This is a genomic window from Geodermatophilus poikilotrophus (assembly GCF_900111455.1).
Classification (GTDB): domain Bacteria; phylum Actinomycetota; class Actinomycetes; order Mycobacteriales; family Geodermatophilaceae; genus Geodermatophilus; species Geodermatophilus poikilotrophus.
Window position 1 is genome coordinate 41,672 of sequence record NZ_FOIE01000003.1, and the last position, 26,588, is coordinate 68,259.

Genomic DNA, 26,588 nt, shown 5'->3' on the forward strand with positions numbered 1-26,588 from the left:
GCTCAGTGGGTGAGGATCTTCGCGAGGAAGTCCTTGGCCCGGTCCGACTGCGGGTTGGTGAAGAAGGTCTCGGGGACGGCGGACTCGACGATCCGGCCGCCGTCCATGAACACGACCCGGTTGGCCGCCCGGCGGGCGAAGCCCATCTCGTGGGTGACGACGACCATCGTCATGCCGTCGCGGGCCAGCGAGATCATCACGTCGAGGACCTCGTTGATCATCTCGGGGTCGAGCGCGGAGGTCGGCTCGTCGAAGAGCATCACCTTCGGGTCCATCGCCAGGGCCCGCGCGATGGCGACCCGCTGCTGCTGGCCGCCCGAGAGCTGCGCCGGGTACTTGTTCGCCTGCACGCCGACCCCGACCCGGTCCAGCAGCTCGCGGGCGCGCCGCTCGGCCTCGGCCTTGCTCTGCTTGCGCACCTTGATCGGGCCGAGGGTGACGTTCTCGAGGATCGTCTTGTGGGCGAAGAGGTTGAAGCTCTGGAAGACCATGCCGACGTCGGCCCGCAGCCGGGCGAGCTCCTTGCCCTCCTCGGGCAGGCGCTGGCCGTCGATGGTGATCTCGCCGGAGTCGATGGGCTCCAGCCGGTTGATCGTGCGGCACAGCGTCGACTTGCCCGACCCGGACGGGCCGATGACGACGACCACCTCGCCGCGGTCGATCGACAGGTCGATGTCCTGCAGGACGTGCAGCTCACCGAACCACTTGTCGACCCCGGACAGGCGGACGAGAGGCTCTCCGGCGGTACGGCTGGTCACCCGGGGAACCCTAGATGCGGCGGACGACGTCATCCGTCTCCCGCGATCACGAAGGCGTAACGAAGCCCGGCCGGGTGAGGCGGGGGACGCCCGATCGGGTCGCCGTACCCTCGTTCCGTCATGACGACCGACCTGCAGGCTGCCGGGCGGACCTACCGGGTCCGCACCTACGGCTGCCAGATGAACGTGCACGACTCCGAGCGCCTCTCGGGGCTGCTGGAGGCCGCCGGCTACACCGCCGCCCCCGAGGGGGAGGACGCCGACGTCGTCGTCCTCAACACCTGCGCGGTGCGGGAGAACGCCGACAACCGCCTCTACGGCAACCTCGGCCACCTCCGCCCGGTCAAGGACGGCCGTCCGGGCATGCAGATCGCCGTCGGCGGCTGCCTGGCGCAGAAGGACCGGGGCGAGATCGTCCGGCGGGCCCCCTGGGTGGACGTCGTCTTCGGCACGCACAACGTCGGCTCGCTGCCGGCGCTGCTGGAGCGCGCGCGGCACAACGCCGAGGCGCAGGTGGAGATCGCCGAGGCCCTCGAGGTCTTCCCGTCGACGCTGCCGGCCAAGCGGGACTCCGCCTACTCCGGCTGGGTGTCCATCAGCGTCGGCTGCAACAACACCTGCACGTTCTGCATCGTCCCGGCGCTCCGCGGCAAGGAGCGGGACCGCCGGCCCGGCGAGATCCTGGCCGAGGTGCAGGCGCTGGTCGACCAGGGCGTCCTCGAGGTGACCCTCCTCGGCCAGAACGTGAACGCCTACGGCGTCGAGTTCCGCGACCGGGGCGCCTTCGCCGACCTGCTGCGTGCGACCGGCCGGATCGACGGGCTGGAGCGGGTGCGGTTCACCAGCCCGCACCCGCGGGAGTTCACCGACGACGTCATCACCGCGATGGCCGAGACCCCCGCGGTCTGCCACCAGTTGCACATGCCGCTGCAGTCCGGCTCGGACGACGTCCTCCGCCGGATGCGCCGCGGCTACCGGCAGGACCGGTACCTGGGGATCATCGAGCGGGTGCGGGCCGCGATGCCGGACGCCGCGATCACCACCGACGTCATCGTGGGCTTCCCCGGCGAGACCGAGGCCGACTTCGAGCAGACCCTCGACGTGGTCCGGCAGGCCCGCTTCTCCAGCGCCTTCACCTTCCAGTACTCCAAGCGGCCCGGGACGCCGGCCGCGGAGATGGGGGGCCAGCTGCCCAAGGAGGTCGTGCAGGAGCGCTACCTGCGGCTGACCGCGCTGCAGGACGAGATCAGCTGGGCGGAGAACCGGGCCCAGGTCGGGCGGACCGTCGAGCTGCTGGTCGCGGCGGGGGAGGGCAGCAAGGACGCCCAGCGCGGCCGGCTCTCGGGCCGCGCCCGCGACGGGCGGCTGGTGCACTTCACGGCGGCGGACGGCGTCCGGCCCGGTGACGTGGTCGAGACCGTGGTGACCCAGGCGGCGCCGCACCACCTGGTCGCCGACGGACCGCTGCTGTCGCACCGGCGCACCCGGGCCGGCGACGCCGCCGGGACGGGCGCCCGCCCGACCACCCCCGGCGTCCTGCTCGGGATGCCGCGCATCGGCGCCCCGACGTGACGGTCGTGGGTGGCCCCGTCCCGGGTCCCGCCCTGAGCTCGTGAAGGGTGGGCAGGACGGGGTCCTCCTTCAGCGGCGGTTGGCGCTCTTCTCGGCCTCGGCCAGCCACTCCCGGCGGGTGGCCAGGTTCGCCCGGGCCTCCTCGATCCGGCGGCCGTCGCCGGCGGCCTCGGCCTTGGCGAGCTGCTCCTCGGCCTTGGTCACCGCCTGGCGCATCGAGGTGACCATCGGGTTCTCCGGGGCCACCCGCGGGCGGGAGGTGTCGACGGCGCCGCGGATGCGCTGCTCGACGGCCTGCATCCGGTCCTCCAGCTGACGCATGGCGCCGCGCGGGACGTGGCCGATGGCGTCGTAGCGCTCCTGCAGCTTGCGCAGCACGTTCTGGGCTCCGCGCAGGTCGCTGGACGGGTCGAGCTTCTCCGCCTCGGCGAGGATCTCCTCCTTGGCCTGCTGGTTCGCAAGCTGCTCGGCGTTGCGGGCCTTGTCGGACTCGGCGCGGGCGCTGAAGAAGACGTCCTGCGCGGCGCGGAACTGCTTCCACAGGTCGTCGTCGCCGTCGCGACCGGTGCGCGGCACGGCCTTCCACCGGTCCATCAGCGAGCGCATGGCGGCGCTCGTGGGGCCCCACTCGGTCGACGTGGAGAGCCGCTGGGCCTCGGTGATGAGCTCCTGCTTGGCTGCGCGGGCCTCGCCGCGCTGGGCGTCGAGGGCGGCGAAGTGCGCGCCCCGGCGGCGGCCGAAGGCGTCCCGGGCGGCGGCGAAGCGGCTCCACAGCGCCTCGTCGGTCTTGCGGTCGATGCCGCGGATGGTCTTCCACTCCTCGACGATGGCCTTGAGCCGGTCGCCGGCGGCCTTCCACGAGGTGGACTCGGCGGCGATCTGCTCGGCCTCGGCGGCCAGCGCCTCCTTGCGGGCGACCTGCGCGGCCCGTGCGGCGGCCTTCTCCGCCCGGGACTCGGCGGCCGCCGAGTCCGCGGTCTCCACCATCGCCCGGGCGCGCGCAGCCAGCCCGTCGAGGTCGCCGACGGCGGTGGCGGTGGGGATGGACTCGGCGAGCGCCTGCGCCTTGGCCTTGATCTCGCTGGGGTTGCCGGTGTGCGCCCGCAGCCGCGCCTCGAGCAGGGCGACCTCGGTGGCCAGGTCGTCGTAGCGGCGGGCGTAGTGGGCCAGCCCCGAGGCCGGGTCGCCCGCCTGCCACGAGCCGACCGCGCGCTCGCCCTCGGCGGTGCGCACGTAGACCGTCCCGTCCTCGTCCACCCGGCCCCACTGGGCGGGGTCGGACGCCGGGGCCGCCTCGGCGGGCGGGTGCGGGACGGGGTGCTGCGGTGCGGGCGTCGCCGGAGCGGCGGTCTCAGGCGTTGCGGTCTCAGGCGTGGCGCCATCAAGCGTGGCGCTCTCGGCAGTGGCGGTCTCGGGACCGGGGGCCTCGGGTGCGGGCGTCCCCGGAGCGGAGGCCTCGGACGCGGGCGGCTCCGGCGCGGCCTGCGACGGGGCCTGCTCGGTGGCGGCCCCCGTGGCCGGGTCGGCGAGGGCGGCGTCGCCGGGGCTGGGCGCCGCCGCCGTCCCCGCCTCGGGGGCGACCGCCTCGGATCCGGCCGTCTCGGGCTGGGGCAGCTGCTGCGAGGGGTTTCCGGCGTTCTCCGTGCTCGACACGTGTCGGAGTGTCCCACGACGCATCCGGGAGACTGCTGCCGTGAGCTCAGCCCCGGCCGCTCGGTCCCGCGCGACCCCGTCGGCCGTCGCCTTCTGCCCCTGCCCACCGCTGCTGGTGCCGGCCGTGGCCGGGCGGGCGGCGGCGGACACCGCGACCCTGCGCGCCGCGTGCGCGACCGCGGTCGACGCGGTGCTGGCCACCGGGCCGGAGGTGGTCGTGGTGGTCGGCGGAGAGGCGGCCTGCGGGCGCTTCGGGGACGGTGACGGCGGAGACCTCCGCGGTCTCGGCGTCGACCTGGAGGTGCCCTTCGCAGGACGGGCCCGGTCCGGTGGGCGCCGCATGCCGCTGGCCCACACGCTCGGCGCGTGGCTGCTCGACGGGGCCGGGTACGCCGGCGTCCGCCTTGGTGTCGGCCCCGACGACCTCGCCGGCGCGCTGGACGGGCTCCCCGGCCCGGTCGCCGTCCTCGCCATGGGGGACGGCTCGGCGCGGCGCTCGCTCAAGGCGCCCGGCCACCTCGACGAGGCCGCCGAGCCCTTCGACGACGCCGTCGCCACCGCGCTCGCCGCAGGCGACCCCGGCGCCCTGGCCGCGCTCGACCCCGCGGAGGGCGCCCGGCTGCTCGCCGCCGGCGTGCCCACCTGGCGGGCGGTCGGGGCCGCGCTGACCGGCCGGGAGGTCACCGGCCGGCTGCACGCGCACGAGGCGCCCTTCGGCGTCGGTTACCTGGTGGCCGACTGGAGCGTGCGGTGAGCGGTCCGCCGCCGGTGGTCGCGCTGGTCGGCCCCACCGCCACCGGCAAGACCGCCCTCGGGGTCGCCCTGGCACGCCGGCTGGGCGGCGAGGTGGTGAACGCCGACTCGATGCAGCTGTACCGCGGCATGGACATCGGCACCGCCAAGCCCGACGTCGCCGAGCGGGACGGCGTGCGGCACCACCTGCTCGACCTCTGGCACGTGCGCGAGGCGGCGTCGGTGGCCGAGTACCGGCGGCTGGCCCGCGCCGAGGTCGACCGGCTGCGCGCGGCCGGGGTGGTGCCGCTGCTGGTCGGCGGCTCCGGGCTCTACGTGCGCGCGGTCCTCGACGAGCTGGACTTCCCCGGCACCGACCCCGCGGTGCGCGCCCGGCTGGAGGCCGAGCTCGCCGAGGTCGGCCCGGCGGTACTGCACGCACGGCTGGCCACGCTCGACCCCGCCGCCGGGGCCGCCGTCCTCCCCTCGAACGGGCGGCGCATCGTGCGGGCCCTGGAGGTCGTCGAGATCACCGGCGGCCCGTTCCGGGCGACGCTGCCTGAGCCGCGGCCGCACTACCCGGCGGTGACCGTCGGTCTGGACCGCGCACCGGCCGAGCTCGACGAGCGGGTCGCCGTCCGGGTCGACCGGATGTGGGCCGCGGGCTTCGTCGCCGAGGTGGAGGCGCTGGCCGCCGACGGCCTGCGCGAGGGGCCCACGGCCTCCCGGGCGCTGGGCTACGCCCAGGTGCTGGCCCAGCTCGACGGCACGCTGACGCCCGCCGAGGCCCGGGAGCGCACGGTGGGCACCACCCGTCGGTTCGTCCGACGGCAGCGCTCGTGGTTCCGCCGCGACCCGGCGACCACCTGGCTCGACGCCGCCCGGCCGGACCTGGTGGAGGCCGCCCTCGGGGTGATCACCGCTCGTACGCTGGAACGGTGAGCGCGCACCGGGTGCTGATCGGCCACGGCACGGAGAACGACTTCGTCGTCCTGCCCGACCCCGACGGCACCGGTTGGCCGGAGAGCCGGCTGGACGCGGAGATGGTCCGGCGGCTGTGCGAGCGACGTGCCGGCCTGGGCGGGGACGGCGTGCTGCGCGTCGTGCGCAGCGTGCACGTGCCCGACGCTCCCGCCGTCCTCGGCGAGGCACTGGGGTGGTGCGAGTGGTTCATGGACCACCGCAACGCCGACGGCTCCACGGCCGAGATGTGCGGCAACGGGATCCGCCTGTTCCTGCACGTGCTGGTCACCGAGGGGCTCGTCGAGCGGGCCGCCTGCGCCGACGGGATCTGGGTCGGCACCCGCGGCGGTCCCCGGCGGGTGGGCGCGGCGGCCGACGGCGGCTACTGGGTGGACATGGGCCCGGCCCGGCCGTTCGGCGCCGGCACCGCCCACCTCGACGGCGCCTCGTTCCCCGGCCGCGCGGTCTCCATGGGCAACCCGCACCTGGCCGTGCTCACCGACGTCGACGTCGACACCCTCGACCTCGGCACCGCGCCGGCGGTCGACGCCCGGCTGTTCCCGGACGGCGTGAACGTGGAGTTCGTCAACGTCCTGGACCCGGGCAGGCACGTGCGGCTGCGGGTGTCCGAGCGCGGCGTGGGGGAGACCCGCTCGTGCGGCACCGGTGCCTGCGCGGCGGCCTGGGCGGCCCTGGAGGCCGCCGGCGCGGCGACCGGCACCGTCACCGTCGACGTCCCCGGCGGCCGGCTGGGCGTGACGGTCGACGAGCGGACGACGGTGCTCTCCGGCCCCGCGGTCGTGGTGGCGACCGGCGAGCTCACCCCCGAGTGGCTCGGTAGCTGACCCGCCGACGGCTCCCAGGGGCCCGCCGCCCCGGCCCCCTGCAGGGGCCCGCCACGAGCCTGCGAGTGGTGGGGAGCAGGGGGCCCTCGTTCAGGTCTTCGGCGTCTCGGTGTCCTCGGGCGCCTCGGGCATGAGTGACTCGCCGGCGGTGCCCGGGCTTCCGGAGGGGCGGCCGCGGCCGCTGTCCTGGTCGGGGCCGCCGCCGAGTGGGTTGCGCGGCGGGTCGAGGCCCACGGGGTCCCGGCCGGGGTCGTCGAGCTCCTCGTTCGCCCCCGCCGCGCTGCTGCCCGTCTCGCTCATCTCGAGCCTCCTCGTGTGGTCGGTCGTCGTCCGGACCTACCCGGTGACGACCCGGCCACGCGTTCGGGATGGTCCGCGGCGTTCGCGGTGTTGTACCGGCCGATGACAACTCGGATGCCCCAGGTGCTGGGGTCTGCCACGCTGGAGACGATGACGACAGCACAGAACCGCGCCGTGCTCGACGACGCCGAGGAGCGCGCCCTCCGGTCCGCGCCCGCACCCGTGGAGGAGGCGCCCAGCTCCGACGAGGGGTGGAACGAGCCGGACGAGACGACCGGCTCGTACGCGCTCGAGGCCCGCGGTGCGCTGCGCCGCGTCGCCGGCCTGTCCACCGAGCTCGCCGACGTCACCGAGGTCGAGTACCGCCAGCTGCGCCTGGAGCGCGTCGTGCTGGTGGGTGTCTGGACCGAGGGCACGCAGGCCGACGCCGACCGCTCGCTCGCCGAGCTGGCCGCGCTGGCCGAGACCGCGGGCTCTCAGGTGCTGGAGGCGGTCAGCCAGCGGCGCGACAAGCCCGACGCCGGCACCTACGTCGGGTCGGGCAAGGCCGTCGAGATCCGCGACATCGTCGCGGCCGCCGGCGCCGACACCGTGATCTGCGACGGTGAGCTGACGCCCGGCCAGCTCAACGCGCTGGAGAAGATCCTCAAGGTCAAGGTGGTCGACCGGACCGCGTTGATCCTCGACATCTTCGCCCAGCACGCGTCGAGCCGGGAGGGCAAGGCGCAGGTCGAGCTGGCGCAGATGCAGTACATGCTGCCGCGGCTGCGCGGCTGGGGTGAGTCGCTGTCCCGGCAGGCCGGTGGTCGCGTCGCCGGCGGTGGCGGCATCGGCACCCGCGGTCCTGGTGAGACCAAGATCGAGACCGATCGACGGCGGATCCGGGCGCGGGTCAGCAAGCTGCGCCGCGAGATCGCCGGCATGGCCACGGCCCGGGCCACCCAGCGCTCGGCCCGCGGGCGCAACGCCGTCCCGAGCGTGGCGATCGCCGGGTACACCAACGCCGGCAAGTCCAGTCTGCTCAACCGGCTCACCGGCGCCGGCGTGCTGGTCGAGAACGCGCTGTTCGCGACGCTGGACCCGACCGTGCGCCGAGCGCAGTCGCCGGACGGCCGCGAGTACACGCTCACCGACACCGTCGGCTTCGTGCGGCACCTGCCGCACCAGCTCGTCGACGCCTTCCGCTCCACGCTGGAGGAGGTGGCCGCCGCTGACATGCTGCTGCACGTCGTCGACGGCTCCGACCCCGACCCGCTGGGCCAGATCGACGCCGTGCACGTCGTCCTCCGGGAGATCGACGCGGCGGCGGTGCCGGAGCTCATCGTGGTCAACAAGGTCGACGCGATGAGCGAGGAGGACGTCCTCACCCTGCGCCGGGCCCTTCCGGGCGCGGTCTGGGTGTCGGCGCGCACGGGCGCCGGGATCGAGCAGCTCCGCGAGATCGTCGCAGCCCGGCTCCCGCACCCCGACGTCGAGGTCGACGTGCTGGTGCCCTACGACCGCGGCGACCTGGTCGCCCGGGTCCACCGGGACGGCGAGGTGCTGAAGGAGACCCACGAGGCCGGCGGCACCCGGCTCAGCGCGCGGGTGGACGGCGCGCTGGCTGCCGCGCTCGGGGGGTTCGCGGCGCCGGTCGCCTGACGTGCTCGCTCGATCGAGCGAGGTCACGCCCAGGTCACGGCCCGGTACCGTGACCGCGTGACCAGCGGCGCGGTACGGCGGCGTCCCGGGGCGACTCCCGCGGACGCCGCCGCCGGCCCGGAGGTCTCCGTGGGCCGCCCGCCGCGGTGGCTGCTGCTGCTGGCGGGGGTCGTCACGGTCGCGGTGACCGTCGACCTGCTCTCCCGGGGCGTGCTCGAGCGGATGGACCTGCGGGTCTCCGAGGTGGTCAGTGCCTGGGAGCTCGATGGCTCGGGCGCTTACTGGCCGGTGTGGGCGGTGACCCAGCTCGGCGGGCGCGGCTTCATCCTGGTCGTGCTCGCCGGTCTGGTCGGCTACCTCGGGTGGCGGTTCCGCACGGTCGTTCCGCTGCTGCGGGTGCTCCTCGCGCTGGTGCTGCTGACCGTCGTCGTCTACTCGTTCAAGTACGGGACCGGGCGCACCGCCCCGGCCTACCCCGGGTCCTTCTTCCACCGCGACGGCGCCTCCTACCCCTCCGGGCACGTCGCCAACGCCGTCCTCATGTGGGGGGTCGCCCGCTGGCAGGTCGTGCAGTACCGGCTGGCGTCCTGGCTGCAGCGCACGACCTGGGTGCTGAGCGTCACCGGCCCGGTGGCGACCGGCATCGCCATGGTCTCCCTGGACTTCCACTGGGTCACCGACGCGGTCGTCGGGGCGGCCGTCGGCATCCTGCTGCTGGGCGTGGTTCACGTCCTGGACGACGTCGTGGTGTCACGCTGGCTGGGTGCCCGAGCAGGCCGGTCGTCCGCGTAGCGGCGTCGGGGGGCGACGTCTGGCGGCGGGGACGGGTCTCGCGCTGACGCTCGTCCTCGGCGCCGCCGCGCCGGCGTCCGCCCAGGCGGCCGACTCCGCCGCGCCGCAGACGCGCTGCCAGCTCACCGACCCGCGGCTGCCCGAGGTCTCCGGGCTGGTCGAGGTCGGGAACCGGATGCTGGTGCACAACGACGGCGGCGACTCGCTCGACGTGTTCGTGCTCGACAGCACCTGCGCGGTGGTCACGGTCCACTCCGCGCCGGTCGACCCCTACGACCCGGAGGACCTGGCGCTGGCCGTCGACGGGACGGTCTGGCTGGCCGACACCGGCGACAACACCGGGACCCGGCCGACGGTGGCACTGCTGGCCCTGCACGCCGACGGCAGCAGCTCGGTCTTCCGGCTGGCCTACCCCGACGGCCCGCGGGACGTCGAGGCGCTGCTGCTCGCCCCTGACGGAACGCCCCACCTGGTGACCAAGGAGGTGCTGGGGGCCAGCGCGGTCTACCGGCCGGTGTCGCCGCTGGTCGAGGACGGCACGGTCGGGCTCACGGAGGTGGGGAGCGTCGACCTCGTGCTCACCGGGACGCCGGGTGGACCCGTCGGCCGCGCCGGGCAGCTCATGGTCACCGGGGGCGCCGTGTCGCCCGACGAGCGGTGGGTGGCCCTGCGCACCTACACCGACGCCTACGTCTGGCCGCTGACCGGGTCGGACGTCGCGGCGGCGCTGGCGGGCGAGCCCCGCCGGGTGGCCCTGCCCGAGGCGGCCCAGGGTGAGGCGGTGAGCTTCACCGGCGACTCCTCCGGGCTCGTCGTCGCGGGGGAGGGGCTGCCCAGCGACGTCACCGTGGTCCCGCTGCCGGCCGCGCCGGCCCCTGCCACGGGGGCGGCGCCGGCGGACGGCTCGCTCCCCGGCCTGCTCTCCGCCGACGACGGGCCGCCCCCGGTCGCGGCCGCGGTGGCCGCCGCCGCCGTGGCCGGGGTGGTGGTCTGGCTCGGCGGCAAGCTCGTCCGCCGGCGCGACTGACGCCGCGCCGGCGGCCCGTCGGCCCCGTCCCCGAGCCGCCCCGAGCGTGCGAGGGGTGGGGAGTACGGGGCCTTCGTCAGACCCGGCGCAGCACCGTGACGACGCGGCCCAGCACGGTCGCGTCGTCACCGGGGATGGGCTCATACGCCGGGTTGTGCGGCAGCAGCCACACGTGCCCGTCGCGCCGCTTGTAGGTCTTCACCGTCGCCTCACCGTCGATCATGGCGGCGACGATCTCGCCGTTCTCCGCGGTCGGCTGCTGCCGCACGACGACCCAGTCGCCGTCGCAGATGGCTGCCTCGACCATCGAGTCACCCGTGACCTTGAGCATGAACAGCGTCCCCTCGCCGACCAGTTCGCGTGGGAGCGGGAAGACGTCCTCCACGGCCTGCTCGGCCAGCACCGGACCACCCGCGGCGATCCGGCCGACGAGCGGCACGTAGGTGGGCGCGGGGGTCTCCTCGGCGCCGACCGGGGCGACCCCCGTGGGCGCCGAGGCGCCGGCGCTGTCACCGGGCAGGCGCACGTCGAGCGCGCGGGGCCGGTTCGGGTCGCGGCGCAGCCAGCCCTTCTTCTGCAGCACGCTGAGCTGGTGGGCCACCGAGGAGGCCGACGACAGCCCGACGGCCTCGCCGATCTCACGCACCGAGGGCGGGTAGCCGCGCCGCTCGATGGAGTCACGGATCACCTCGAGGACCCGCCGCTGCCGCTGGGTGAGCCCGTCGCCGGCCTCGCCGCGGTCGGGGAAGGTGCGCACGGACGCCGCCTCGGCCGGCTCCGGCGCGCCGGCCCGGCTCCCGGACGTGCGCCGCGACGAGCTGCCGCCGCCCCGGACCCCGCTGCCCGACGTCCCGCTCGTGCCCGCCACGTCTCCCCCTCGCCGGCCGTGTCGCCACGGCCCTCGTGTCCTGCGCCCGCCGGAGGCGCCGCGGCCGGGCGTGGCCCTCGACGGAACGCGCCCGGCCCGGTCCCGCCGGCGCCCCGAGGCGACGGCGGACGGGTGCTGCTCCGGACGGTAGCGCCTCGGCGCCGGGACTTCAAACGTGTGTTCGAAACGGCCGGGAGGTGTCGGGTCGACCCCGTCGGCTGGATGCGGTAGACATCGCACCGTCATCCGATCGAACACTTGTTCGATCCGGCCCGGTGGCGAGGAGGAGTGGTCATGGCGAGCGTGCGGCAGGCCGTGCTGGAGTTCGACGCGGCGGTGCGGGTCCCGTGGCGGCCGTTGCTCGGGTCGGGGACCGGCGGCGGTGCCCCGGCGTCCGGGCCGGCGACGGCCGGGTTGCCCGGTGCGGCAGGCCAGGCGACGCGGTCCGTCCTGCCGGGCTCCGGTCCCCGGGTGGCCGGGCACCTGCGGCCGGTCCCCGACTGCCCTGTCGGGCGCGAGCCGCGCGGTGCCGGTCCGGTCACCGAGGCACCCCGCACCCGTCGTGACCCGGCGCGCCCGGGTGGTCGGCCGCTGCGGTCCGCACCGGCCGCAGGCGCCGTCCGCGGCGGGTGCGCACCGGCGCCGGCCTCCGTGCGGCTGACCCGCCGCGGGCGCCGGTTCGTCGCCGCGCTCGCGCTGGGTGGCGCCGTCGCCCTCGGGGCGTCGATCGCCCCGCTGGCCGACGGGGCCGACGGAGGGCTGCACCTGGCCGGCGAGAGCAGCGTAGAGGTCCAGCCGGGCGACACGGTCTGGTCGATCGCGGGGGAGGTCGCCGGGGACGGCCAGGACGTGCGCGTCGTGGTCGACGCCATCGAGGAGCTCAACGACCTCGAGGGCTCCGTCGTCGTGCCGGGGCAGGTGCTCGAGCTGCCCTGACGGGTCCGTGCCGGGCTCGTGCGGCATCGCCCCAGGTCGAGGAGCGACAAGTCGCGGCGCCGATGTTCGTCAACCCGTCGTGCCGAGTCGTTGACGCTCTGTGGCCAGCCGCGGTTCTACGGTCGGAGTCGTGTCAGCGATGCCAGGCAGCCGGGCCGCCGTCTTCACGCAGCAGTCGCAGAGCGTCGAGGTGCACCTCGAGGGCGCCTGGTGGCCGGGGTCGCTGCTGGGCTGGCGGCACGACGGCGGAGGTGCCTGCGAGGTCTGGGTGCGGGTGACCGTCGACGGCGCGGACCGCGAGACCTGGACCGACCTCGCCGGGGTCCGGCTGCCGGAGGTCTACCCGGCTCCGGCGTTGGTCCCGGACGCCGGTGCCGACCCCTTCGCGGGTCCGGCGGAGGAGCTGCTCCCGGGGGCCGCAGCCGCCCCGCTGCTGTCCCTGAGCGAGGCCGCGGCCCGTGAGCAGCGGGTGGCCGGGGTCCTCCCCGCGCCGGCTCCGGTGCGCCGGCGCCGTCGTCACGGCGGCGACGTGACCGCCGAGCTGCCCGCCGTCGACGGCGGCGGCCAGCCGGTCGGCCGCCACCGGGCCTCGGCCGTGGCCGGCCGCCACCGCGCGGCCGACGCGCCCGCGGAGGCGCCGCACGCGGAGCCCACCGACGCGACGGTGCTCATGCCGCGCGCGACGGAGGCCGACTGCCTCACCCGGCCCATGCGGCTCGGTGACCGCGCGCCCCGTCCCCGCCTGGCGCGCCCCGACGCGGCCCTCCGCGCCTGAGGAAGGACCCGCTGCCCTCCACCGCTCGCCGGCTCGGGGCCGGGCCCTGCACGTGGGCCGCCGTCCTCGTCGCGCTCCGCGATACACCCCTGCACCGCGCCGCGCGACCGCTGCGGCGCCTTCCGCGGCGTGTCGCGGGGCTGGTGTGACGACTGCGCGCCGGTGGTCACGGAGTCACCTCGACGGACGACGCGCCACAGCTTCAGCTTGCAGATCTAGTAGAGCCCGGCCTAGGGTTCCCCTACATCTAGTAGTTGCACCGCTGTAAGCCGTCCACAGGCCGATCCTCAGGTCCTCCCCACGACGTCCACCGGATGTCCCCAGGGAGGTCCACAGCCGGCCTCCCGGCTCCGTCGCACCGGCCGCTCCGGCGATCCACGCGACGCCCGGGCGGATCTCGCGGCGGGCGTGCCCGGAGGGGAGGCGAGAGGCCGTGCGCTGCCCCTTCTGCCACAACCCCGACAGCCGCGTCATCGACTCGCGCGAGGCCGACGAGGGGGCGACCACCCGTCGCCGCCGGTCGTGCCCCGGGTGCGGGCGTCGCTTCACCACGGTGGAGGAGGCCGTCCTCGCCGTCGTCAAGCGCAGCGGCGTGAGCGAGCCGTTCAACCGCAGCAAGGTGGTGGCCGGCGTCCGCCGGGCGTGCCAGGGGCGGCCGGTCGACGAGGACCAGCTGCAGAAGCTGGCCCAGCAGGTGGAGGACGCCATCCGGGCCACCGGTGCAGCGGAGGTCCCCAGCAACGAGGTGGGGCTGGCCATCCTGCGACCGCTGCGGGAGCTGGACGAGGTCGCGTACCTGCGCTTCGCCAGCGTCTACCGCGCGTTCACCTCGCTCGAGGACTTCGAGAAGGAGATCACCGAGCTGCGGGCCCGGCACGTCGCTGCCGGCACCCCGCCCCTGCCCGGCATGCAGGACCCGCCGGTCCGCCGGCGGGGTGGGGGGCGCGGTCAGGCCGCGTCCGCCGCCACCTGAGAACTGTCAGCACCACCGGATAAGAAGAGGGCGGCTCTCTTCCCCAGCCGCCGCAAGCCCACAACACAGGGAGAGCTCCGTGACCGAGACCGAGGATCGCTTGTCGGGCCGTACGCGTCGCGCCGCCAAGGCGCCGACCAGGGGGAAGGGCCTGAAGGTCAAGCGCGTCTTCACCACCGCCGGGGTGCACCCGTACGACGAGGTGACCTGGGAGCGTCGGGACGTCGTCATGACGAACTGGCGGGACGGCTCGATCAACTTCGAGCAGCGCGGCGTGGAGTTCCCCGCCGAGTGGAGCATCAACGCCACCAACATCGTCACCACGAAGTACTTCCGCGGTGCCGTCGGCACCCCGCAGCGCGAGACCAGCCTGCGCCAGCTCATCGACCGGGTGGTGCTCACCTACGGTGCCGCCGGCCGCGAGCACGGCTACTTCGCCTCCGAGGGCGACGCCGAGGTCTTCGAGCACGAGCTGACCTGGATGCTGCTGCACCAGTACTTCAGCTTCAACAGCCCCGTGTGGTTCAACGTCGGCACCAGCGCACCCCAGCAGGTCAGCGCCTGCTTCATCCTCGCGGTCGACGACACGATGGACTCGATCCTCAACTGGTACCGGGAGGAGGGGCTGATCTTCAAGGGCGGCTCCGGCGCCGGCCTGAACCTCTCCCGCATCCGCTCCTCCAAGGAGCTGCTCTCGTCCGGCGGCACCGCTTCCGGCCCGGTCAGCTTCATGCGCGGCGCCGACGCCTCCGCCGGCACCATCAAGTCCGGTGGGGCCACCCGTCGCGCGGCCAAGATGGTCGTCCTCGACATCGACCACCCCGACATCGAGGAGTTCATCGAGACCAAGGCGCGCGAGGAGGACAAGATCCGCGCGCTGCGCGACGCCGGGTACGACATGGACCTCGGCGGCAGGGACATCACCAGCGTCCAGTACCAGAACGCCAACAACTCCGTCCGGGTCTCCGACGAGTTCATGCGCGCGGTGGAGGACGGCACCGAGTTCGGCCTGCGCGGCCGCCTCGACGGCACGGTGATCGAGACCGTCGACGCCAAGGACCTGTTCCGCAAGGTCACCCAGGCCGCCTGGGAGTGCGCCGACCCGGGCATCCAGTACGACGACACGATCAACGACTGGCACACCAACCCCGAGACCGGGCGGATCAACGCGTCCAACCCCTGCTCGGAGTACATGAGCCTGGACAACAGCTCGTGCAACCTGGCGTCGCTGAACCTCATGAAGTTCCTCCAGGACGACGGCACGTTCGACAGCCGGAACTTCGTCAAGGCCGTCGAGCTGGTCATCACCGCGATGGACATCTCGATCTGCTTCGCCGACTTCCCGACCGACCCGATCGGTGAGACCACCCGCGCCTACCGGCAGCTGGGCATCGGCTACGCGAACCTCGGCGCGCTGCTCATGGCCACCGGCCACGCGTACGACTCGCGCGGCGGCCAGACCCTCGCCGCGGCGATCACCTCGCTGATGACCGGCACCGCGTACCGCCGCTCGGCGGAGCTGGCCGGCATCGTGGGCGCCTATGAGGGCTTTGCCCGCAACGCCGACGCCCACGCCCGCGTCATGCGCAAGCACGCCGCGGCCAACGACGCCATCCGCCCGGTCGGCGCCGACGACGCCGACGTGCTCAAGGCCGCGACCGCCCAGTGGCAGGAGTGCCTGGAGCTCGGCGCCGACTTCGGCTGGCGCAACGCGCAGGCCTCGGTGCTGGCCCCCACCGGCACGATCGGCTTCATGATGGACTGCGACACGACCGGCATCGAGCCGGACTTCTCGCTGGTCAAGTACAAGAAGTTGGTCGGCGGCGGCTCCATGCAGATCGTCAACCAGACGGTCCCGCGGGCGCTGCGCAGCCTCGGCTACCAGGACGAGCAGATCGAGGCGATCGTCGAGTACATCGCCGAGCACGGCCACGTCGTCGACGCCCCGAGCCTGCGCCCGGAGCACTACGAGGTCTTCGACTGCGCGATGGGCGAGCGGGCCATCTCCCCGATGGGCCACGTCCGGATGATGGCCGCGGTGCAGCCGTTCATCTCCGGCGCGATCAGCAAGACGGTCAACATGCCGGAGACGGCGACCGTCGAGGACGTCGAGAACATCTACTTCCAGGGCTGGAAGCTCGGCCTCAAGGCGCTGGCGATCTACCGCGACAACTGCAAGGTCGGTCAGCCGCTGTCGGATGCCAAGGCGAAGAAGGCCGACACCAAGGTCGAGGCCGCTGCTCCGGTGACCGCGCTGTCGCACCCGGTGCGCAAGCGGCTGCCGAAGAAGCGGACCAGCGTCACCACGTCCTTCAGCGTCGCCGGCGCCGAGGGCTACATGACCGCCGGCATGTACGAGGACGGCAGCCTCGGCGAGGTCTTCCTCAAGCTGGGCAAGCAGGGCTCGACGCTGGCCGGCGTCATGGACGCCTTCTCGATCGGCATCTCGCTCGCGCTGCAGCACGGTGTGCCGCTGGAGACCTACATCCAGAAGTTCACCAACATGCGCTTCGAGCCGGCCGGCATGACCGACGACCCCGACATCCGGATCGCCCAGTCGGTGATGGACTACATCTTCCGTCGCCTGGCGCTGGACCACCTGCCGGTGGACAAGCGGGCCAGCCTCGGCATCTTCACCGCCGAGGAGCGCGCCGCCCAGGTGTCCGGCTACGGCACCTCCGCCTCGACCGCCACGGTCGTGGAGGAGGAGGTCGACGTGGAGGCGCTGCGCGGCTCGGTGCCGACCGAGTCCCCGGCGAAGCCGGAGCCCAAGGCGGAGCCGGTCAAGGAGGCCCACTCCTCGGCCGAGCTGCTCGAGCTGGTCACCGGCACCGCCACCGACGCGCCGCTGTGCATGACCTGCGGCACGAAGATGCGCCCGGCCGGCAGCTGCTACGTCTGCGAGGGGTGCGGCTCGACCAGCGGCTGCAGCTGATGTGAGGGGTCGGGGAGGCCCCTGCCGGCGAGGACGGCGACGTCCTGAGTTCCGGACACCCGTGTCCTGAACTCAGGGCGGGACTTCCCGGCGGCTGCGTCCGGCCCGTCCACCGGCCCGGCCCTCACTGAGGGCCGGGCCGGTGGCGTCTCCCCTGCGAGGGAGGGAGGCGCCACCGCGACCCGTGCGACGGTGCCGCCCTACCCTCACCCCCCAGCACGAGGCGCCGCGCTGCGCCGGCACCCAGGAGGCGCCGTGACCGACGACTCGCGCGGACGTACCCGGCCTGACGTCGGGTCCGCCGCGGCGATCCGCACCGAGCTGGCCGAGCTGGCCGACCCCGAGCGGGCCGCGGGCATGGCCCGCTACTTCCAGGCGCGGCCGGGCGGCTATGGCGAGGGCGACCGGTTCCTCGGGGTCGCGGTGCCCCCGCAGCGGCGGATCGCCCGGCGGTACGCCGCGGGGACGACGCTGGCAGACGTCGAGGAACTGCTGGAGAGCCCGTGGCACGAGGAGCGGCTCACCGCGCTGTTCGTCCTCGTGCACCGCTTCGAGCGGGCGGACGACGGCGAGCGCGACCGGATCGTGGAGCTCTACCTCGCCCGGCGGGACCGGGTGGACAACTGGGACCTGGTGGACGCCTCGGCGCCGTACCTGCTCGGGCCCTGGCTGCTCGCCCGGAACCGGGCCGAGGACTGGCCCCTGCTCGACGAGCTGGCCGGGTCGACGTCGGTCTGGGACCGCCGGATCGCGGTGATGGCCACCTTCGCCGGCGTCCGGGCGGGTCGTCCCGAGGCGACCCTGCGGCTGGCCGACCGGCTGCTCACCGACCCCGCGGACCTGGTGCAGAAGGCCGTGGGCTGGATGCTGCGGGAGGTGGCGAACCGGGACCGTGCCCGGGTGGAGGCCTTCCTGGGGCCGCGCTACCGGCGGATGCCGCGCACGATGCTCCGCTACGCGATCGAACGGCTGCCCGCGGACCGGCGCCGGGACTACCTCGCCGGGCGGGTCTGATCGCCCGGCTCGCTCGGTCCCCCCCGGGGATCGGGATCCGGGTGACCGAGCTCCCGCCGGGACCGCGCGCCCACGCCGACAGCTCATCTGGGCGGCACCGATCCGGCGCGAGCCGACCGTCGCCTCGCCGGGCACCACCCCGGGGCCGGGACCTCGCAGGACACCCCCTGGCCGTGGGACCGACATCGCAGTTCGGCAGCAGCTCGAGGACGGACCCGGCCGGCATCGACCGTCGAGCAGGTGTCGGGTGGGTGACGAGTTGGTGACCTCTGACCCGGGAGCTCGCGGGGGCACCGCGCGCCCACGGATGATGGTCTCCTCAGCGCCGCGGGCGCCGGGAGAGGGGAGCAGAGACGTGCGCGAGTTCATCGACGAGGTCGCCGTCCTGAGCCGGTGGCTGGGCCGGGACGTGGCCACGGACCTGGACGCCGTGGTCCCCGACTGGAACGTGTTCCGGTTCCACGACGCGGTGGTGTTCGAACCGGACGTGTCCGAGTGCGTCGACTGCATGTACCTCGTGTGCGGTGAGAGCGTCCGTGAGTTCTCCCCGAGCCGGGTGACGATCGACGAGGCCTACGCCGAGCTGGTCGACGGACGAGCACTCCCCGCCGTGGCCTGACGCCGGCTCCCGAGGCCGGAACCGTCCAGCGGGCAGGCCCACCCCGGGTCTCCGCCGAGACGGGCGGATGAGCCTCGCGGGCCGACCCCCGTCCGCCGATCGGGACGACCGGTGCCCCGGTCGGCAGGTGCAGGGCCGCGTCGCTGCCGTGTCGGGAGTCGGCGGGGTCCCGGGCCCTCGACGGGCCGCGGTCACCGCCGTGCGAGCATCCAGGACGTGCTGTGGCGGGGGCGGGGGGAGCTGCCCCGTGAGGTCGGCATCCTCGCCGTCGTCGCCTTCGTCGTCGCGCTCGGCTTCGGCATCGTGGCACCGGCCATCCCGCTCTACGCCCGGGCCTTCGGCGTCGGGACGACGGCCGTCGGGCTCGCCGTCAGCGCCTTCGCGTTCTTCCGCTTCGTCTCGGCCTTCGGCGGCGGTTCCCTGGTCGAGCGGTTCGGCGAGCGGACCGTCCTGTCCGCCGGCCTCGCCGTCGTCGCCGTCACCACCGGCCTGGCCGGTCTGGCCGCGTCCTTCCCGCTCTTCCTCGCCCTCCGGGCGGCCGGTGGCGTGGGCAGCGCCATGTTCACCGTCGCCGCGCTGTCGCTGCTGCTGCGGGTAGCCCCGCCCTCGCACCGCGGTCGCGCCGCGGCGACGTGGCAGGGCGGGTTCATCCTCGGCGGGATCGCCGGTCCGGCGGCCGGCGGGCTGCTCGCCGAGCTCTCGCCGCGGCTGCCCTTCTTCCTCTACGCCGGCTTCCTGCTGCTCGCCGGCTCGGTCGCCATGGTGCTGCTGCGCCCGTCCGTGACGACGCAGCCCTCGGCGGCGCCCGCGGCGACCGGACCCGACCTCGCCGCCGAGCCGGTCGCCCTGCGGACGGCCCTGCGGTCCCGCGTCTACCTGACCGCGCTGGTGGCCAACCTCGGCGTGGGCTGGGTGCTGTTCGGCGTCCGCAACTCGCTGGTGCCCCTGTACGTCACCGAGGAACTGGGCCGGACCGTCGCCTGGGCCGGCGCCGGGCTGCTCGCCGGCTCCGTGGCGCAGGCGCTGGGCCTGCTGCGGTCGGGGCGCCTGGCCGACACGTGGGGACGGCGTCCGGCGCTCGTCCTCGGCGCCGCGCTGGCCACGGTCTCGACGGCGGCCCTGGTCCTGCCTCCGGCGTTGTGGGTGTTCCTGCTGTCGATGGCGCTCTTCGGGCTGGCCGCCTCCTTCCTCGCCAGCGTGCCGGCGGCACTGGTCGCCGACGTCAGCCCGGCCCGTGGCGGCCGGGTGGTGGCGGTGTTCCAGATGTCGGCCGACCTCGGCGCCATCGTGGGACCGCTCGTGGCCGGCTGGCTCACCGACGTCATCTCGTACCAGGCGGCCTTCGCCGCCACCACGGCCGTGCTGGCCGCCGGGCTCGGCGCCGCCCTCACGCTCCCGCGGACGACCGGCGCGCCCGTCCGGCGGTAGGCCGGACCGGCTCCGCGCAGCGTCGCCGGGGGTCGCGTGGCCCCCGGCCACGGCGATGAGCGAGGTCACCGGGCGATCACGCCGGATCGCCTCCCGTCACGGGTCACGGGCGCGCCGACGTCTGGTGCGCCCCGCGGCCGGAGCCGCGGGCCTCGCCGCGCTCGCCGCGGTCAGCGTCGCCACCGTCGTCCTCGGGGCGGACGCGACGCAGGCCGCGTCAGTGCTCGCACCGTCCGCCACCGTCGTCGGCATCATCGCCGCGCTGCCCCAGCTGCCGGCCATCCTGTCCGACCGCACCCGGGACCCGTCCGGGACGTCCCCGGCGCGCTGGTACCCCGGCGCCGCCTCCTGCCCCTCCTGGACCGCCTTCGGCCGGCTGCTCGGTCAGCCGACGGTCTGGGCTGTCGGCCGTCTCCGGCCTGGTCGCGCCGTCCGGCGCGGTGGCCGCCCTGGCCAGCGGCGTGTGCCGCGCCGGCCGGGGGTGTGCTGCCGTCCGGCCCGGACGTCGTCCTCGACGACCGGGAGGCCACGGTCGGAAGGGCCGGCCACGGATGGGACAGTGCCGGGGTGAGCACCGGCGACCTCGACGTCCTGCTGGCCCGGCTCGCGCCCGGCGTCGCCGACCTGGTGCGGGCGGCCGACGAGCTGGTCCGGGAGGTGGACCCGGACGTCGTCCGGGTCCTCTGGCCGCACCAGGGCACCGTCGGCTACGGCGTCGGCCCGGCCAAGAACAGCGAGCACTACGCCTACCTGGCGACGTTCGCCCGGCACCTGAACCTCGGCTTCAACCACGGCGCGTCCCTCGAGCACGGCGGCCTGCTCGACGGCGCCGGCAAGGCGTTCCGCAAGCTCACCGTCCGCCGCTCCGAGGACCTCGGCGACCCCCGGCTGGCGCCGCTGCTGCGCACCGCTCGCGCGGAGCGGCTGGCCGCCCTCGGCCGCGGCGGCCCGGGCGGCTGAGCCGCCGCGCCCGTGCGTCGGTGGACGTCACCGGTGCGGGGTGTCCCGGCCTGCACCGGGTGCGGTTCGCACCGACCCGGCAGGGCGGTCAGCTGCCCGGGTACCGCTCCCGCAGCTCGTCGACGTAGCGGGCGGTGACCGGGGCGGCGATCCCGTGCCGGGTCGCGGCCCGCACCACCGCGCGGCCGATTGCGTCGAGCTCGATCGGCCGGCCGGCGGCGGCGTCCCGCTGCATCGACGAGCGCATGCCCGCGGGCACGCTGTCGAAGAAGTCGACGACCTGCTGCTCGTCGGCGGGCGCGCCCTCGGCGCGGGCGACGGCGGCGACCTCGCCGACGATCGCGACCAGGTCCTCCCGCCGGGACTCGCGGACCTCGCCGGCGGTCGCCTGCGCCGCGGTGGTGAGGAGGGCCAGGGGCGCCAGGAAGTTCAGCTTGCCCCACAGCGCGGCCTGCTCGTCGTCCCCGACCCGGGTGGTGACGCCGGCCTGCTGCAGGGCGTCGGCCAGCCGCTGCACCCGCTGCCCGAGCCCGTCCACGGCGACGAGGTCGACGGTCACGAACGGACTCCCGTGCCGGACGACGCCCGGTGCGGTGCGGGTGCTCTCGACGCGGATCGTCGCCGGGACGACGCCGGCCTCCGGGTAGCGGCGGCGCAGCAGGTCGACGTGCTCGACACCGTTGAGCAGCGGCACGACCAGCGCGTCGCCCAGGACGTCCGCGGGCACGCGCTCCAGGGCGTCGTCCAGGTGGGTGGCCTTGACGCACACGAGGACGGCGTCGACCGGGGTGCTCAGCCGCTCGGCGGCGTGGACCGGGGTGGTGAAGTCGCCGAAGTGCGCGCTCTGCACCCGCACGCCCGCCGTCCGCAGCCGATCCGCCGTCCCCGCGCTCGCCAGGCAGGTGACCGACGCGCCGGCGCGGGCCAGCAGGGCCGCCAGCAGACCGCCGACCCCGCCGGGGCCGAGCACCGCCACGCGCAATCCGGTCGGGACGTCCTGTTCGTCGGTCACGGCAGACATCATCGCCTCGCAGCAGGGACCCATCGCCCCGGGTCAGCCGGGCGTACGGGGCGATGGGGCCCCGCGCACCCTCAGCCGGCAGCGGCCTCCCGGAGCAGCCGCTCGTAGCGTCGCTCGGTCGGGGACGGTTGCAGGTCGCCCAGGAAGACTGCGACGACGTGTGCTCCCGGCCGGTCCGCGGCCTCGGCGCGGACCTGGCGCCAGACGGCGAGGTTGGGGTGGTCGTAGGCGGTGCACGCCTCGGCCGGGCTGAGCAGGTCGATGGCCTCCTGCAGGCGCTGCTCGTCGAGGAGGTACGTCGCCGTCCCGCGGACGTGACCGCACACCGACGCCAGCACCACCGCGGGCAGGAAGTTCTCGCCGCGGTCGACGCGCGGGAAGACCTCCTCGGCCGCGGCGTCGCCGTCCACGGTCAGGCCGACCGCGTAGGCCGCCGGGCGCTCGTATCCCTCGATCGCGTCCTCCAGCCGCTCGCGGGCCGCCGCGATCTCCTCGGTCGTCGTCCACCGCTCGTCCGTCACGGTGTGCAGTCTCGCGCCCGTCGGCCGGCGGCGTCCCGCGGAGTGCGGTGACTCCTCGACGGTCGAGGCGGCACCTGCTCACCCACGTGGACGGCCGGGGCCCCGCCGGAGGTCGCGGTGGCCGCCAGTCCCAGGAGCCCGGCCGCGACCACGAACGCCACCGGGACGCCGGTGGTCCCGGCGAGCGCCCCGAGGAGGACGGCACCGCACGCCTGCCCCGCGGTCAACCCGATGAAGACCACGGCCGCTGCCTGTCCCGCCGCGTGCGGCGCGGTGCCGGCGCCCCAGGCGATGAGCACACCGGTGAGCGCGACGAAGCCCGCGCCGAAGCAGGTGAGCGACACGGCCGAGGCCGGCAGGGAGCCGGGCGCGGCGGCGAGCAGCACCACCGCGGCAGCGCAGAGGCCGACGCTCACCGGCCAGGCGACGCGCACACCGAACCGGTCCACCAGGTGGCCGCTCAGCCCGCCCACGAGGCCGGCGGCCCCGAGCAGGCACCACAGGAGACCCGTGACCGCGGAGGAGAGCCCGGCCTCGGTCAGCAGGTCGCGGCCGAAGGTCCACACCGAGGCCGACCCGACCCCCGCGACCGCGGCAGCCGCCAGGGGACGCCGGAGGGCCAGCACCCGGACACCACCGGGTCCGGGTGCCGGCCGGTGGGGTCCTGGCGGCCACGCCGTGCAGCGGTCGGCCCACCACGTGGCGAGCAGCGCCACGACCGCGAAGCCCGCCCAGACCTCCCGCCACGTCCCCGGTGCCGCGAGGACGACCAGCCCCCCGAGGACGATGCCGGCTCCGGTCCCGCTGTTGACGACGCCCTGCGCCTGCGGCTCGCCCTCGGCCGGCACCGTGGCCGCGACCGCCGCCACGAGTGCCGGGGTGGCGAAGCCGGCCCCGCTCCCGGCGACGAGGACCCCCACGGCCAGCACCTGCCACGACCAGGCGGTGGCCACCACCGCCGAGCCGAGTGCCGCGCTGCCGCCGGCCAGCCACAGCGCCCGACGGGCACGTCCGCGGACGACGAGGTGTCCGGCGAGGGCCGCGGTTCCGCAGTAAGCCAGGAAGCTGCCCGACGCGACGACGCCGGCCCCCGTGGTGGAGAGCGGGAAGGCGGCGCGGAAGTCGGGCAGGTACAGCCCGTACCCGTAGCGCGCGAGGCCGTACGTCACGCCGATGACCGACAGCCCGGCCGGGACGAGCAGCGGTACGGCCGGTGCGGAGGGGAGACGGGTCTGTAACGATCGTTTCGCCATAACGCTCGTTACACTAGCGTGGTGCCCAGCCAGTCCGCGACTCCTCCGGCGCGCGAGCGCCTCCTCGCTGCCGCAGCCGAGCTGTTCTACGAGCGGGGGATCGCCGCGACGGGGGTCGACGCCGTGCTGGCCCGTGCCGGCGTGTCGCCGTCCACGCTGTACGCGCACTTCCCGGGCAAGGACGCGCTGGTGGCGGCCTACCTGGAGGAACGGCACCGGGCGTGGGTCGAGACCTGGGACGAGGTGCTGGCCGGGCTCACCGACCCCGTCGAGCGGCTGCTGTCGGTCTTCGACGCCGTGGCGCTCTACCGCGCCCGGGAGGGGAACCGGCGGGGGTGTGCGTTCCTCGCCGCGGCCACCGAACTACCGGTCGGACACCCGGGTCAGCGGTGGCTGGAGGCCGACTCCCGCGTGCTCGCCGACCGGCTGCGGGGACTGGCGGTCGCCGCCGGCCTCGACGACGCCGACGAGGTCGCCGCCGGACTGCTGCTCCTCTACGACGGGGCGCTGGCGCGGGAGGCGCGCAACGCGACCACCGCCGACCTCGCACGTGGGAACCCGCTGGACCAGGCCCGCTCCCTCGCGGCCTCGTTCCTGGCGGTCCGCATCCCCGAGCGGCACTGACGCCGGGCGGCCACCGGCCGGACGGTCCGACGACGCGGCCGAGCCGCCCGACCGCCTGCCGCACTCCTCACCGCGGGGACGGCGGGAGGTCCGCCCGGTCGCCGGCACGCGCTCCCGGACCTGACGGAGCTGCAGGGCTCGCCGCCGCTCGTGCTGGAGGAGTCCTGCGTCGAGGAGGCCGGCGCGCGCACCTGCCTGCGGTTCCGCGTGGTGCGCGGACCGGCCTCAGAGCGTCGCCCAGAACCGCTCGAGCACGGCGGCCGAGCGCTGCGGGTCCTCGACCATCCACCAGTGCCCGAGGCCGTCGAGCACCTCGACGCGGGCACCGGCGCGCTCGGCCGCGCGACGCCGCTGCGCGTCGGTGCCGACGAAGGTGTCCTCGGAGGGGAGCAGCGCCAGCCCCGGGCGGGCGGCGGCGGCCTCCAGCGACCGGCCCGCGTCCGCCATGGCCGGCTGGGCGGCCGAGCGGTAGAGCGCCAGGACGGCCCGGCCCATGTCCTCGTCCTGGCCGGCGGCCACCTGCTCCGCGGTGTCCGGCGGGAAGCCGAAGGAGACCAACCGCGCGGCCTTGTCGGCGGTGCTGCCGCCCAGCATCTGCGCGACCGCCTCCTCGCCCACGCCCGGCTGCTGCCACGCTTGCGCCAGGTCGTGCCAGACGTAGTCCGCGTCGAAGACGCCGATCGCGTCGCTGCCCCAGCTGCGCAGCAGGTCCGGGCGGGCCATCGCCACGTTGACCACGTGAGCGCCGCCCCAGTCGTGGCCGACGAGGTCGACCGGCTCGCCGATCCGCTCGAGCTCGCCGACCAGCCAGTCGCGGTAGTCGGACATCGTCGCGCCGAAGCCCGCGGGGAGCGGTGCCCCGAAGCCGGGCGGGACCGGCCGGACGACGTCCCGCTGCAACGAGGCGACGAGCGGGTCCCACAGCGCCGGGGTCTCGGGGTTGCCGTGCACGAGGACGGTGGGTGGGGTCACGGGGACCTCCTCTGCGGTGCCGGGACGGATCCGCAGCCTGCACCAGGCCGGGGCCGGTCGCCCGGACTCCGGACGGGGACGCGGCCCGGCCGGCGGAGGCGGGGCTCCCCGGGGGGAGGGCCGTCGGACCGATCCGGGACAGTGGGGGACCGCCCTGTGACGAGAGGACCTGATGGTGCGCCCGACCTCGACCGCCGTTCCCACCGAGCGGGCGCGCGTCGCCGTCGCCGTGGCCTTCGTGGTCAACGGGTTCGCCTTCGCGTCGTGGATCTCCCGGGTCCCGGCCGCCCGCGACGCCCTCGGGCTGTCGTCGGCCGGACTCGGCCTGCTCCTGCTCTGCCTGGCCGTCGGCTCGGTGGTGGCGCTGCCGCTGACCGGGCCGGTGGTGCACCGCACCGGCCCGGCCCGCGGCGTGCTGGGGGGAGCGGCGTTGGTGGTGGCGGGGCTGCTCCTGCTGGCCCTCGGCCTGAGCGCCGGTCAGGTCGTCGCAGCGGGAGCGGGGCTGACCCTGGTGGGCATGGGCGTCGGCGGCTGGGACGTCGCCATGAACATCGAGGGTGCGGCGGTGGAGCAGCGGCTGGGCCGGGTCCTGATGCCACGGCTGCACGCCGGCTTCAGCCTCGGCACCGTCGCAGGAGCGCTGCTGGGGGCCGGGGCCGCCGCGCTGGGCTTCCCGCTGCCGGCCCAGCTGGTGCTGACGGCGGCGCTCGCGCTGGTCGCGGTCGCGGTCGCGACCCGCTCGTTCCTGCCCGCCGAGCCGGCGGTGGAGGGCGCGCACCGGGGCGGGTCCGGCGTCGGACGGGCCTGGCGTGAGCCGCGCACGCTGCTGGTCGGCGTCCTCACCCTCGCGTTCGCCTTCACCGAGGGCAGCGCCAACGACTGGCTGGCGGTCGCCCTCGTCGACGGGCACGGCATCGCCCAGTCGACCGCCGCCGTGGGCTTCGCCGTCTTCGTCGCCGCGATGACCGCCTTCCGGTTGGTCGGCGGCGCCCTGCTCGACCGGTTCGGGCGGGTGACCGTCCTGCGCGCGGGCGGGGTCACCGCGCTGCTCGGGCTACTGCTGTTCGTCACCGCTCCCGGGCTGCCGTTCGCTCTCGCCGGGGCGGTGCTGTGGGGCGCCGGCGCCGCGCTCGGCTTCCCGGTGGGCATGAGCGCGGCCGCCGACGACCCGGCGTGGGCCGCCGCCCGGGTGTCGGTGGTCAGCTCGATCGCCTACACCGCGTTCCTCGCCGGGCCCCCGTTGATCGGGTTCGTCGCGGAGGTGACCGGTGTGCTGCAGGCGCTGCTCGTGGTGCTCGTCGTCCTCGCCGTCGGCCTGCTCGCCGCCGGGGCGACCCGGCCGCTGCGCACTGCCGCGGCCGGGTAGCCGGTCGGCCGGCGGTCTCCGGGATGATTGCGGCAGCCGC

General features: G+C 75.4%; 25 protein-coding genes. 17 read left to right on the forward strand and 8 right to left on the reverse strand.

Annotated elements, in window-relative coordinates:
• Nucleotides 1-2: 2 nt before the first annotated feature.
• On the reverse strand, nucleotides 3-758 hold the full coding sequence (locus tag BMW27_RS07705; RefSeq protein WP_425431650.1) for an amino acid ABC transporter ATP-binding protein: 756 nt from the start codon (nucleotides 756-758) through the stop codon (nucleotides 3-5).
• Nucleotides 759-878: 120 nt separating this feature from the next.
• Here BMW27_RS07705 and miaB point away from each other — a divergent pair, with 120 nt between their 5' ends.
• Nucleotides 879-2,330, forward strand: coding sequence for a tRNA (N6-isopentenyl adenosine(37)-C2)-methylthiotransferase MiaB (miaB, locus tag BMW27_RS07710; protein ID WP_091441900.1), 1,452 nt, complete (start codon nucleotides 879-881; stop codon nucleotides 2,328-2,330).
• A gap of 69 nt (nucleotides 2,331-2,399) precedes the next feature.
• Here miaB and BMW27_RS07715 read toward each other — a convergent pair whose 3' ends face one another.
• Nucleotides 2,400-3,983, reverse strand: a complete 1,584-nt coding sequence (locus BMW27_RS07715; protein ID WP_091441903.1) for a DUF349 domain-containing protein — start codon at nucleotides 3,981-3,983, stop codon at nucleotides 2,400-2,402.
• A gap of 40 nt (nucleotides 3,984-4,023) precedes the next feature.
• Between BMW27_RS07715 and BMW27_RS07720 the strand changes: the two genes are divergently transcribed.
• From BMW27_RS07720 to dapF, 3 genes are read left to right on the forward strand one after another with little or no spacing between them, the layout of a single operon-like run.
• The gene (locus BMW27_RS07720; protein ID WP_091441906.1) at nucleotides 4,024-4,737 is read left to right on the forward strand and encodes a class III extradiol ring-cleavage dioxygenase family protein; all 714 of its coding nucleotides are present in this window, start codon (nucleotides 4,024-4,026) and stop codon (nucleotides 4,735-4,737) included.
• The gene (gene miaA, locus BMW27_RS07725) at nucleotides 4,734-5,657 is read left to right on the forward strand and encodes a tRNA (adenosine(37)-N6)-dimethylallyltransferase MiaA (protein WP_091441909.1); all 924 of its coding nucleotides are present in this window, start codon (nucleotides 4,734-4,736) and stop codon (nucleotides 5,655-5,657) included. Before BMW27_RS07720 ends, miaA begins: the two co-directional genes overlap by 4 nt.
• Complete coding sequence (dapF, locus tag BMW27_RS07730) at nucleotides 5,654-6,523, forward strand: diaminopimelate epimerase (protein ID WP_245743367.1); 870 nt, start codon at nucleotides 5,654-5,656, stop codon at nucleotides 6,521-6,523. Before miaA ends, dapF begins: the two co-directional genes overlap by 4 nt.
• A 90-nt stretch (nucleotides 6,524-6,613) precedes the next feature.
• On the opposite strand, the gene BMW27_RS23280 is transcribed toward dapF, so the two are convergent.
• Complete coding sequence (locus BMW27_RS23280) at nucleotides 6,614-6,823, reverse strand: hypothetical protein (protein WP_091441912.1); 210 nt, start codon at nucleotides 6,821-6,823, stop codon at nucleotides 6,614-6,616.
• A 150-nt stretch (nucleotides 6,824-6,973) separates the two neighbouring features.
• On the opposite strand from BMW27_RS23280, the gene hflX reads away from it, so the two are divergent.
• Genes hflX through BMW27_RS07750 form a run of 3 tightly spaced genes read left to right on the forward strand, consistent with a single transcriptional unit; the run spans nucleotide 6,974 to nucleotide 10,283 of the window.
• The gene (gene hflX, locus BMW27_RS07740) at nucleotides 6,974-8,464 is read left to right on the forward strand and encodes a GTPase HflX (protein WP_091443024.1); all 1,491 of its coding nucleotides are present in this window, start codon (nucleotides 6,974-6,976) and stop codon (nucleotides 8,462-8,464) included.
• Between the two features lie 57 nt (nucleotides 8,465-8,521).
• The gene (locus tag BMW27_RS07745) at nucleotides 8,522-9,256 is read left to right on the forward strand and encodes a phosphatase PAP2 family protein (protein WP_245743368.1); all 735 of its coding nucleotides are present in this window, start codon (nucleotides 8,522-8,524) and stop codon (nucleotides 9,254-9,256) included.
• Nucleotides 9,228-10,283: a hypothetical protein gene (locus BMW27_RS07750; protein WP_217638078.1), complete on the forward strand. Its 1,056-nt coding sequence runs from the start codon at nucleotides 9,228-9,230 to the stop codon at nucleotides 10,281-10,283. The genes BMW27_RS07745 and BMW27_RS07750 overlap by 29 nt, the downstream gene beginning before the upstream one ends.
• A gap of 76 nt (nucleotides 10,284-10,359) precedes the next feature.
• Here the strand turns inward: BMW27_RS07750 and lexA are convergent, their stop codons facing one another.
• Complete coding sequence (gene lexA, locus BMW27_RS07755) at nucleotides 10,360-11,040, reverse strand: transcriptional repressor LexA (protein ID WP_245743369.1); 681 nt, start codon at nucleotides 11,038-11,040, stop codon at nucleotides 10,360-10,362.
• A gap of 405 nt (nucleotides 11,041-11,445) precedes the next feature.
• On the opposite strand from lexA, the gene BMW27_RS07760 reads away from it, so the two are divergent.
• From BMW27_RS07760 to BMW27_RS07800, 8 genes are all read left to right on the forward strand, one after another.
• Complete coding sequence (locus BMW27_RS07760) at nucleotides 11,446-12,087, forward strand: LysM peptidoglycan-binding domain-containing protein (protein ID WP_139206850.1); 642 nt, start codon at nucleotides 11,446-11,448, stop codon at nucleotides 12,085-12,087.
• 130 nt (nucleotides 12,088-12,217) lie between these two features.
• Nucleotides 12,218-12,862: a hypothetical protein gene (locus BMW27_RS07765; protein ID WP_139206851.1), complete on the forward strand. Its 645-nt coding sequence runs from the start codon at nucleotides 12,218-12,220 to the stop codon at nucleotides 12,860-12,862.
• Nucleotides 12,863-13,295: 433 nt separating this feature from the next.
• Nucleotides 13,296-13,835 carry a transcriptional regulator NrdR gene (nrdR, locus tag BMW27_RS07770; protein WP_091441923.1) on the forward strand — a complete coding sequence of 180 codons (540 nt, stop codon included), beginning with the start codon at nucleotides 13,296-13,298 and terminating at the stop codon, nucleotides 13,833-13,835.
• A gap of 79 nt (nucleotides 13,836-13,914) precedes the next feature.
• Nucleotides 13,915-16,770, forward strand: coding sequence for a vitamin B12-dependent ribonucleotide reductase (locus BMW27_RS07775; RefSeq protein WP_091441926.1), 2,856 nt, complete (start codon nucleotides 13,915-13,917; stop codon nucleotides 16,768-16,770).
• A 255-nt stretch (nucleotides 16,771-17,025) separates the two neighbouring features.
• The gene (locus BMW27_RS07780; RefSeq protein WP_217638080.1) at nucleotides 17,026-17,784 is read left to right on the forward strand and encodes a DNA alkylation repair protein; all 759 of its coding nucleotides are present in this window, start codon (nucleotides 17,026-17,028) and stop codon (nucleotides 17,782-17,784) included.
• A 355-nt stretch (nucleotides 17,785-18,139) separates the two neighbouring features.
• Nucleotides 18,140-18,403: a hypothetical protein gene (locus tag BMW27_RS07785; protein ID WP_091441929.1), complete on the forward strand. Its 264-nt coding sequence runs from the start codon at nucleotides 18,140-18,142 to the stop codon at nucleotides 18,401-18,403.
• 216 nt (nucleotides 18,404-18,619) lie between these two features.
• Nucleotides 18,620-19,831 carry an MFS transporter gene (locus BMW27_RS07790; protein ID WP_091441933.1) on the forward strand — a complete coding sequence of 404 codons (1,212 nt, stop codon included), beginning with the start codon at nucleotides 18,620-18,622 and terminating at the stop codon, nucleotides 19,829-19,831.
• A gap of 567 nt (nucleotides 19,832-20,398) precedes the next feature.
• Entirely contained in the window at nucleotides 20,399-20,791 is a 393-nt protein-coding gene (locus tag BMW27_RS07800) for a DUF1801 domain-containing protein (RefSeq protein WP_139206852.1), read from the forward strand.
• An 88-nt stretch (nucleotides 20,792-20,879) separates the two neighbouring features.
• Here the strand turns inward: BMW27_RS07800 and BMW27_RS07805 are convergent, their stop codons facing one another.
• The 3 genes from BMW27_RS07805 to BMW27_RS07815 form a co-directional block, all read right to left on the reverse strand.
• Complete coding sequence (locus BMW27_RS07805; protein ID WP_091443041.1) at nucleotides 20,880-21,812, reverse strand: ketopantoate reductase family protein; 933 nt, start codon at nucleotides 21,810-21,812, stop codon at nucleotides 20,880-20,882.
• 71 nt (nucleotides 21,813-21,883) lie between these two features.
• Entirely contained in the window at nucleotides 21,884-22,333 is a 450-nt protein-coding gene (locus BMW27_RS07810; protein ID WP_091441942.1) for a hypothetical protein, read from the reverse strand.
• Complete coding sequence (locus BMW27_RS07815) at nucleotides 22,330-23,502, reverse strand: MFS transporter (RefSeq protein WP_245743370.1); 1,173 nt, start codon at nucleotides 23,500-23,502, stop codon at nucleotides 22,330-22,332. The genes BMW27_RS07810 and BMW27_RS07815 overlap by 4 nt, the downstream gene beginning before the upstream one ends.
• A 105-nt stretch (nucleotides 23,503-23,607) precedes the next feature.
• Between BMW27_RS07815 and BMW27_RS07820 the strand changes: the two genes are divergently transcribed.
• The gene (locus BMW27_RS07820; RefSeq protein ID WP_091443044.1) at nucleotides 23,608-24,210 is read left to right on the forward strand and encodes a TetR/AcrR family transcriptional regulator; all 603 of its coding nucleotides are present in this window, start codon (nucleotides 23,608-23,610) and stop codon (nucleotides 24,208-24,210) included.
• 225 nt (nucleotides 24,211-24,435) lie between these two features.
• Here the strand turns inward: BMW27_RS07820 and BMW27_RS07825 are convergent, their stop codons facing one another.
• Nucleotides 24,436-25,182 (reverse strand): alpha/beta fold hydrolase, encoded by a 747-nt coding sequence (locus tag BMW27_RS07825; protein WP_091441947.1) that lies wholly within the window; start codon nucleotides 25,180-25,182, stop codon nucleotides 24,436-24,438.
• 172 nt (nucleotides 25,183-25,354) lie between these two features.
• Between BMW27_RS07825 and BMW27_RS07830 the strand changes: the two genes are divergently transcribed.
• Complete coding sequence (locus tag BMW27_RS07830) at nucleotides 25,355-26,548, forward strand: MFS transporter (protein ID WP_091441950.1); 1,194 nt, start codon at nucleotides 25,355-25,357, stop codon at nucleotides 26,546-26,548.
• Nucleotides 26,549-26,588 lie beyond the last annotated feature (40 nt).

Excerpts from the sequence above, each read along its gene's own strand:
- BMW27_RS23280 (WP_091441912.1), bottom strand. The coding sequence starts at position 6,823 with ATGAGCGAGACGGGCAGCAGCGCGGCGGGGGCGAACGAGGAGCTCGAC.
- hflX (WP_091443024.1), top strand. The coding sequence starts at position 6,974 with ATGACGACAGCACAGAACCGCGCCGTGCTCGACGACGCCGAGGAGCGC.
- BMW27_RS07805 (WP_091443041.1), bottom strand. The coding sequence starts at position 21,812 with ATGTCTGCCGTGACCGACGAACAGGACGTCCCGACCGGATTGCGCGTG.
- miaB (WP_091441900.1), top strand. The coding sequence starts at position 879 with ATGACGACCGACCTGCAGGCTGCCGGGCGGACCTACCGGGTCCGCACC.
- BMW27_RS07760 (WP_139206850.1), top strand. The coding sequence starts at position 11,446 with ATGGCGAGCGTGCGGCAGGCCGTGCTGGAGTTCGACGCGGCGGTGCGG.
- BMW27_RS07830 (WP_091441950.1), top strand. The coding sequence starts at position 25,355 with ATGGTGCGCCCGACCTCGACCGCCGTTCCCACCGAGCGGGCGCGCGTC.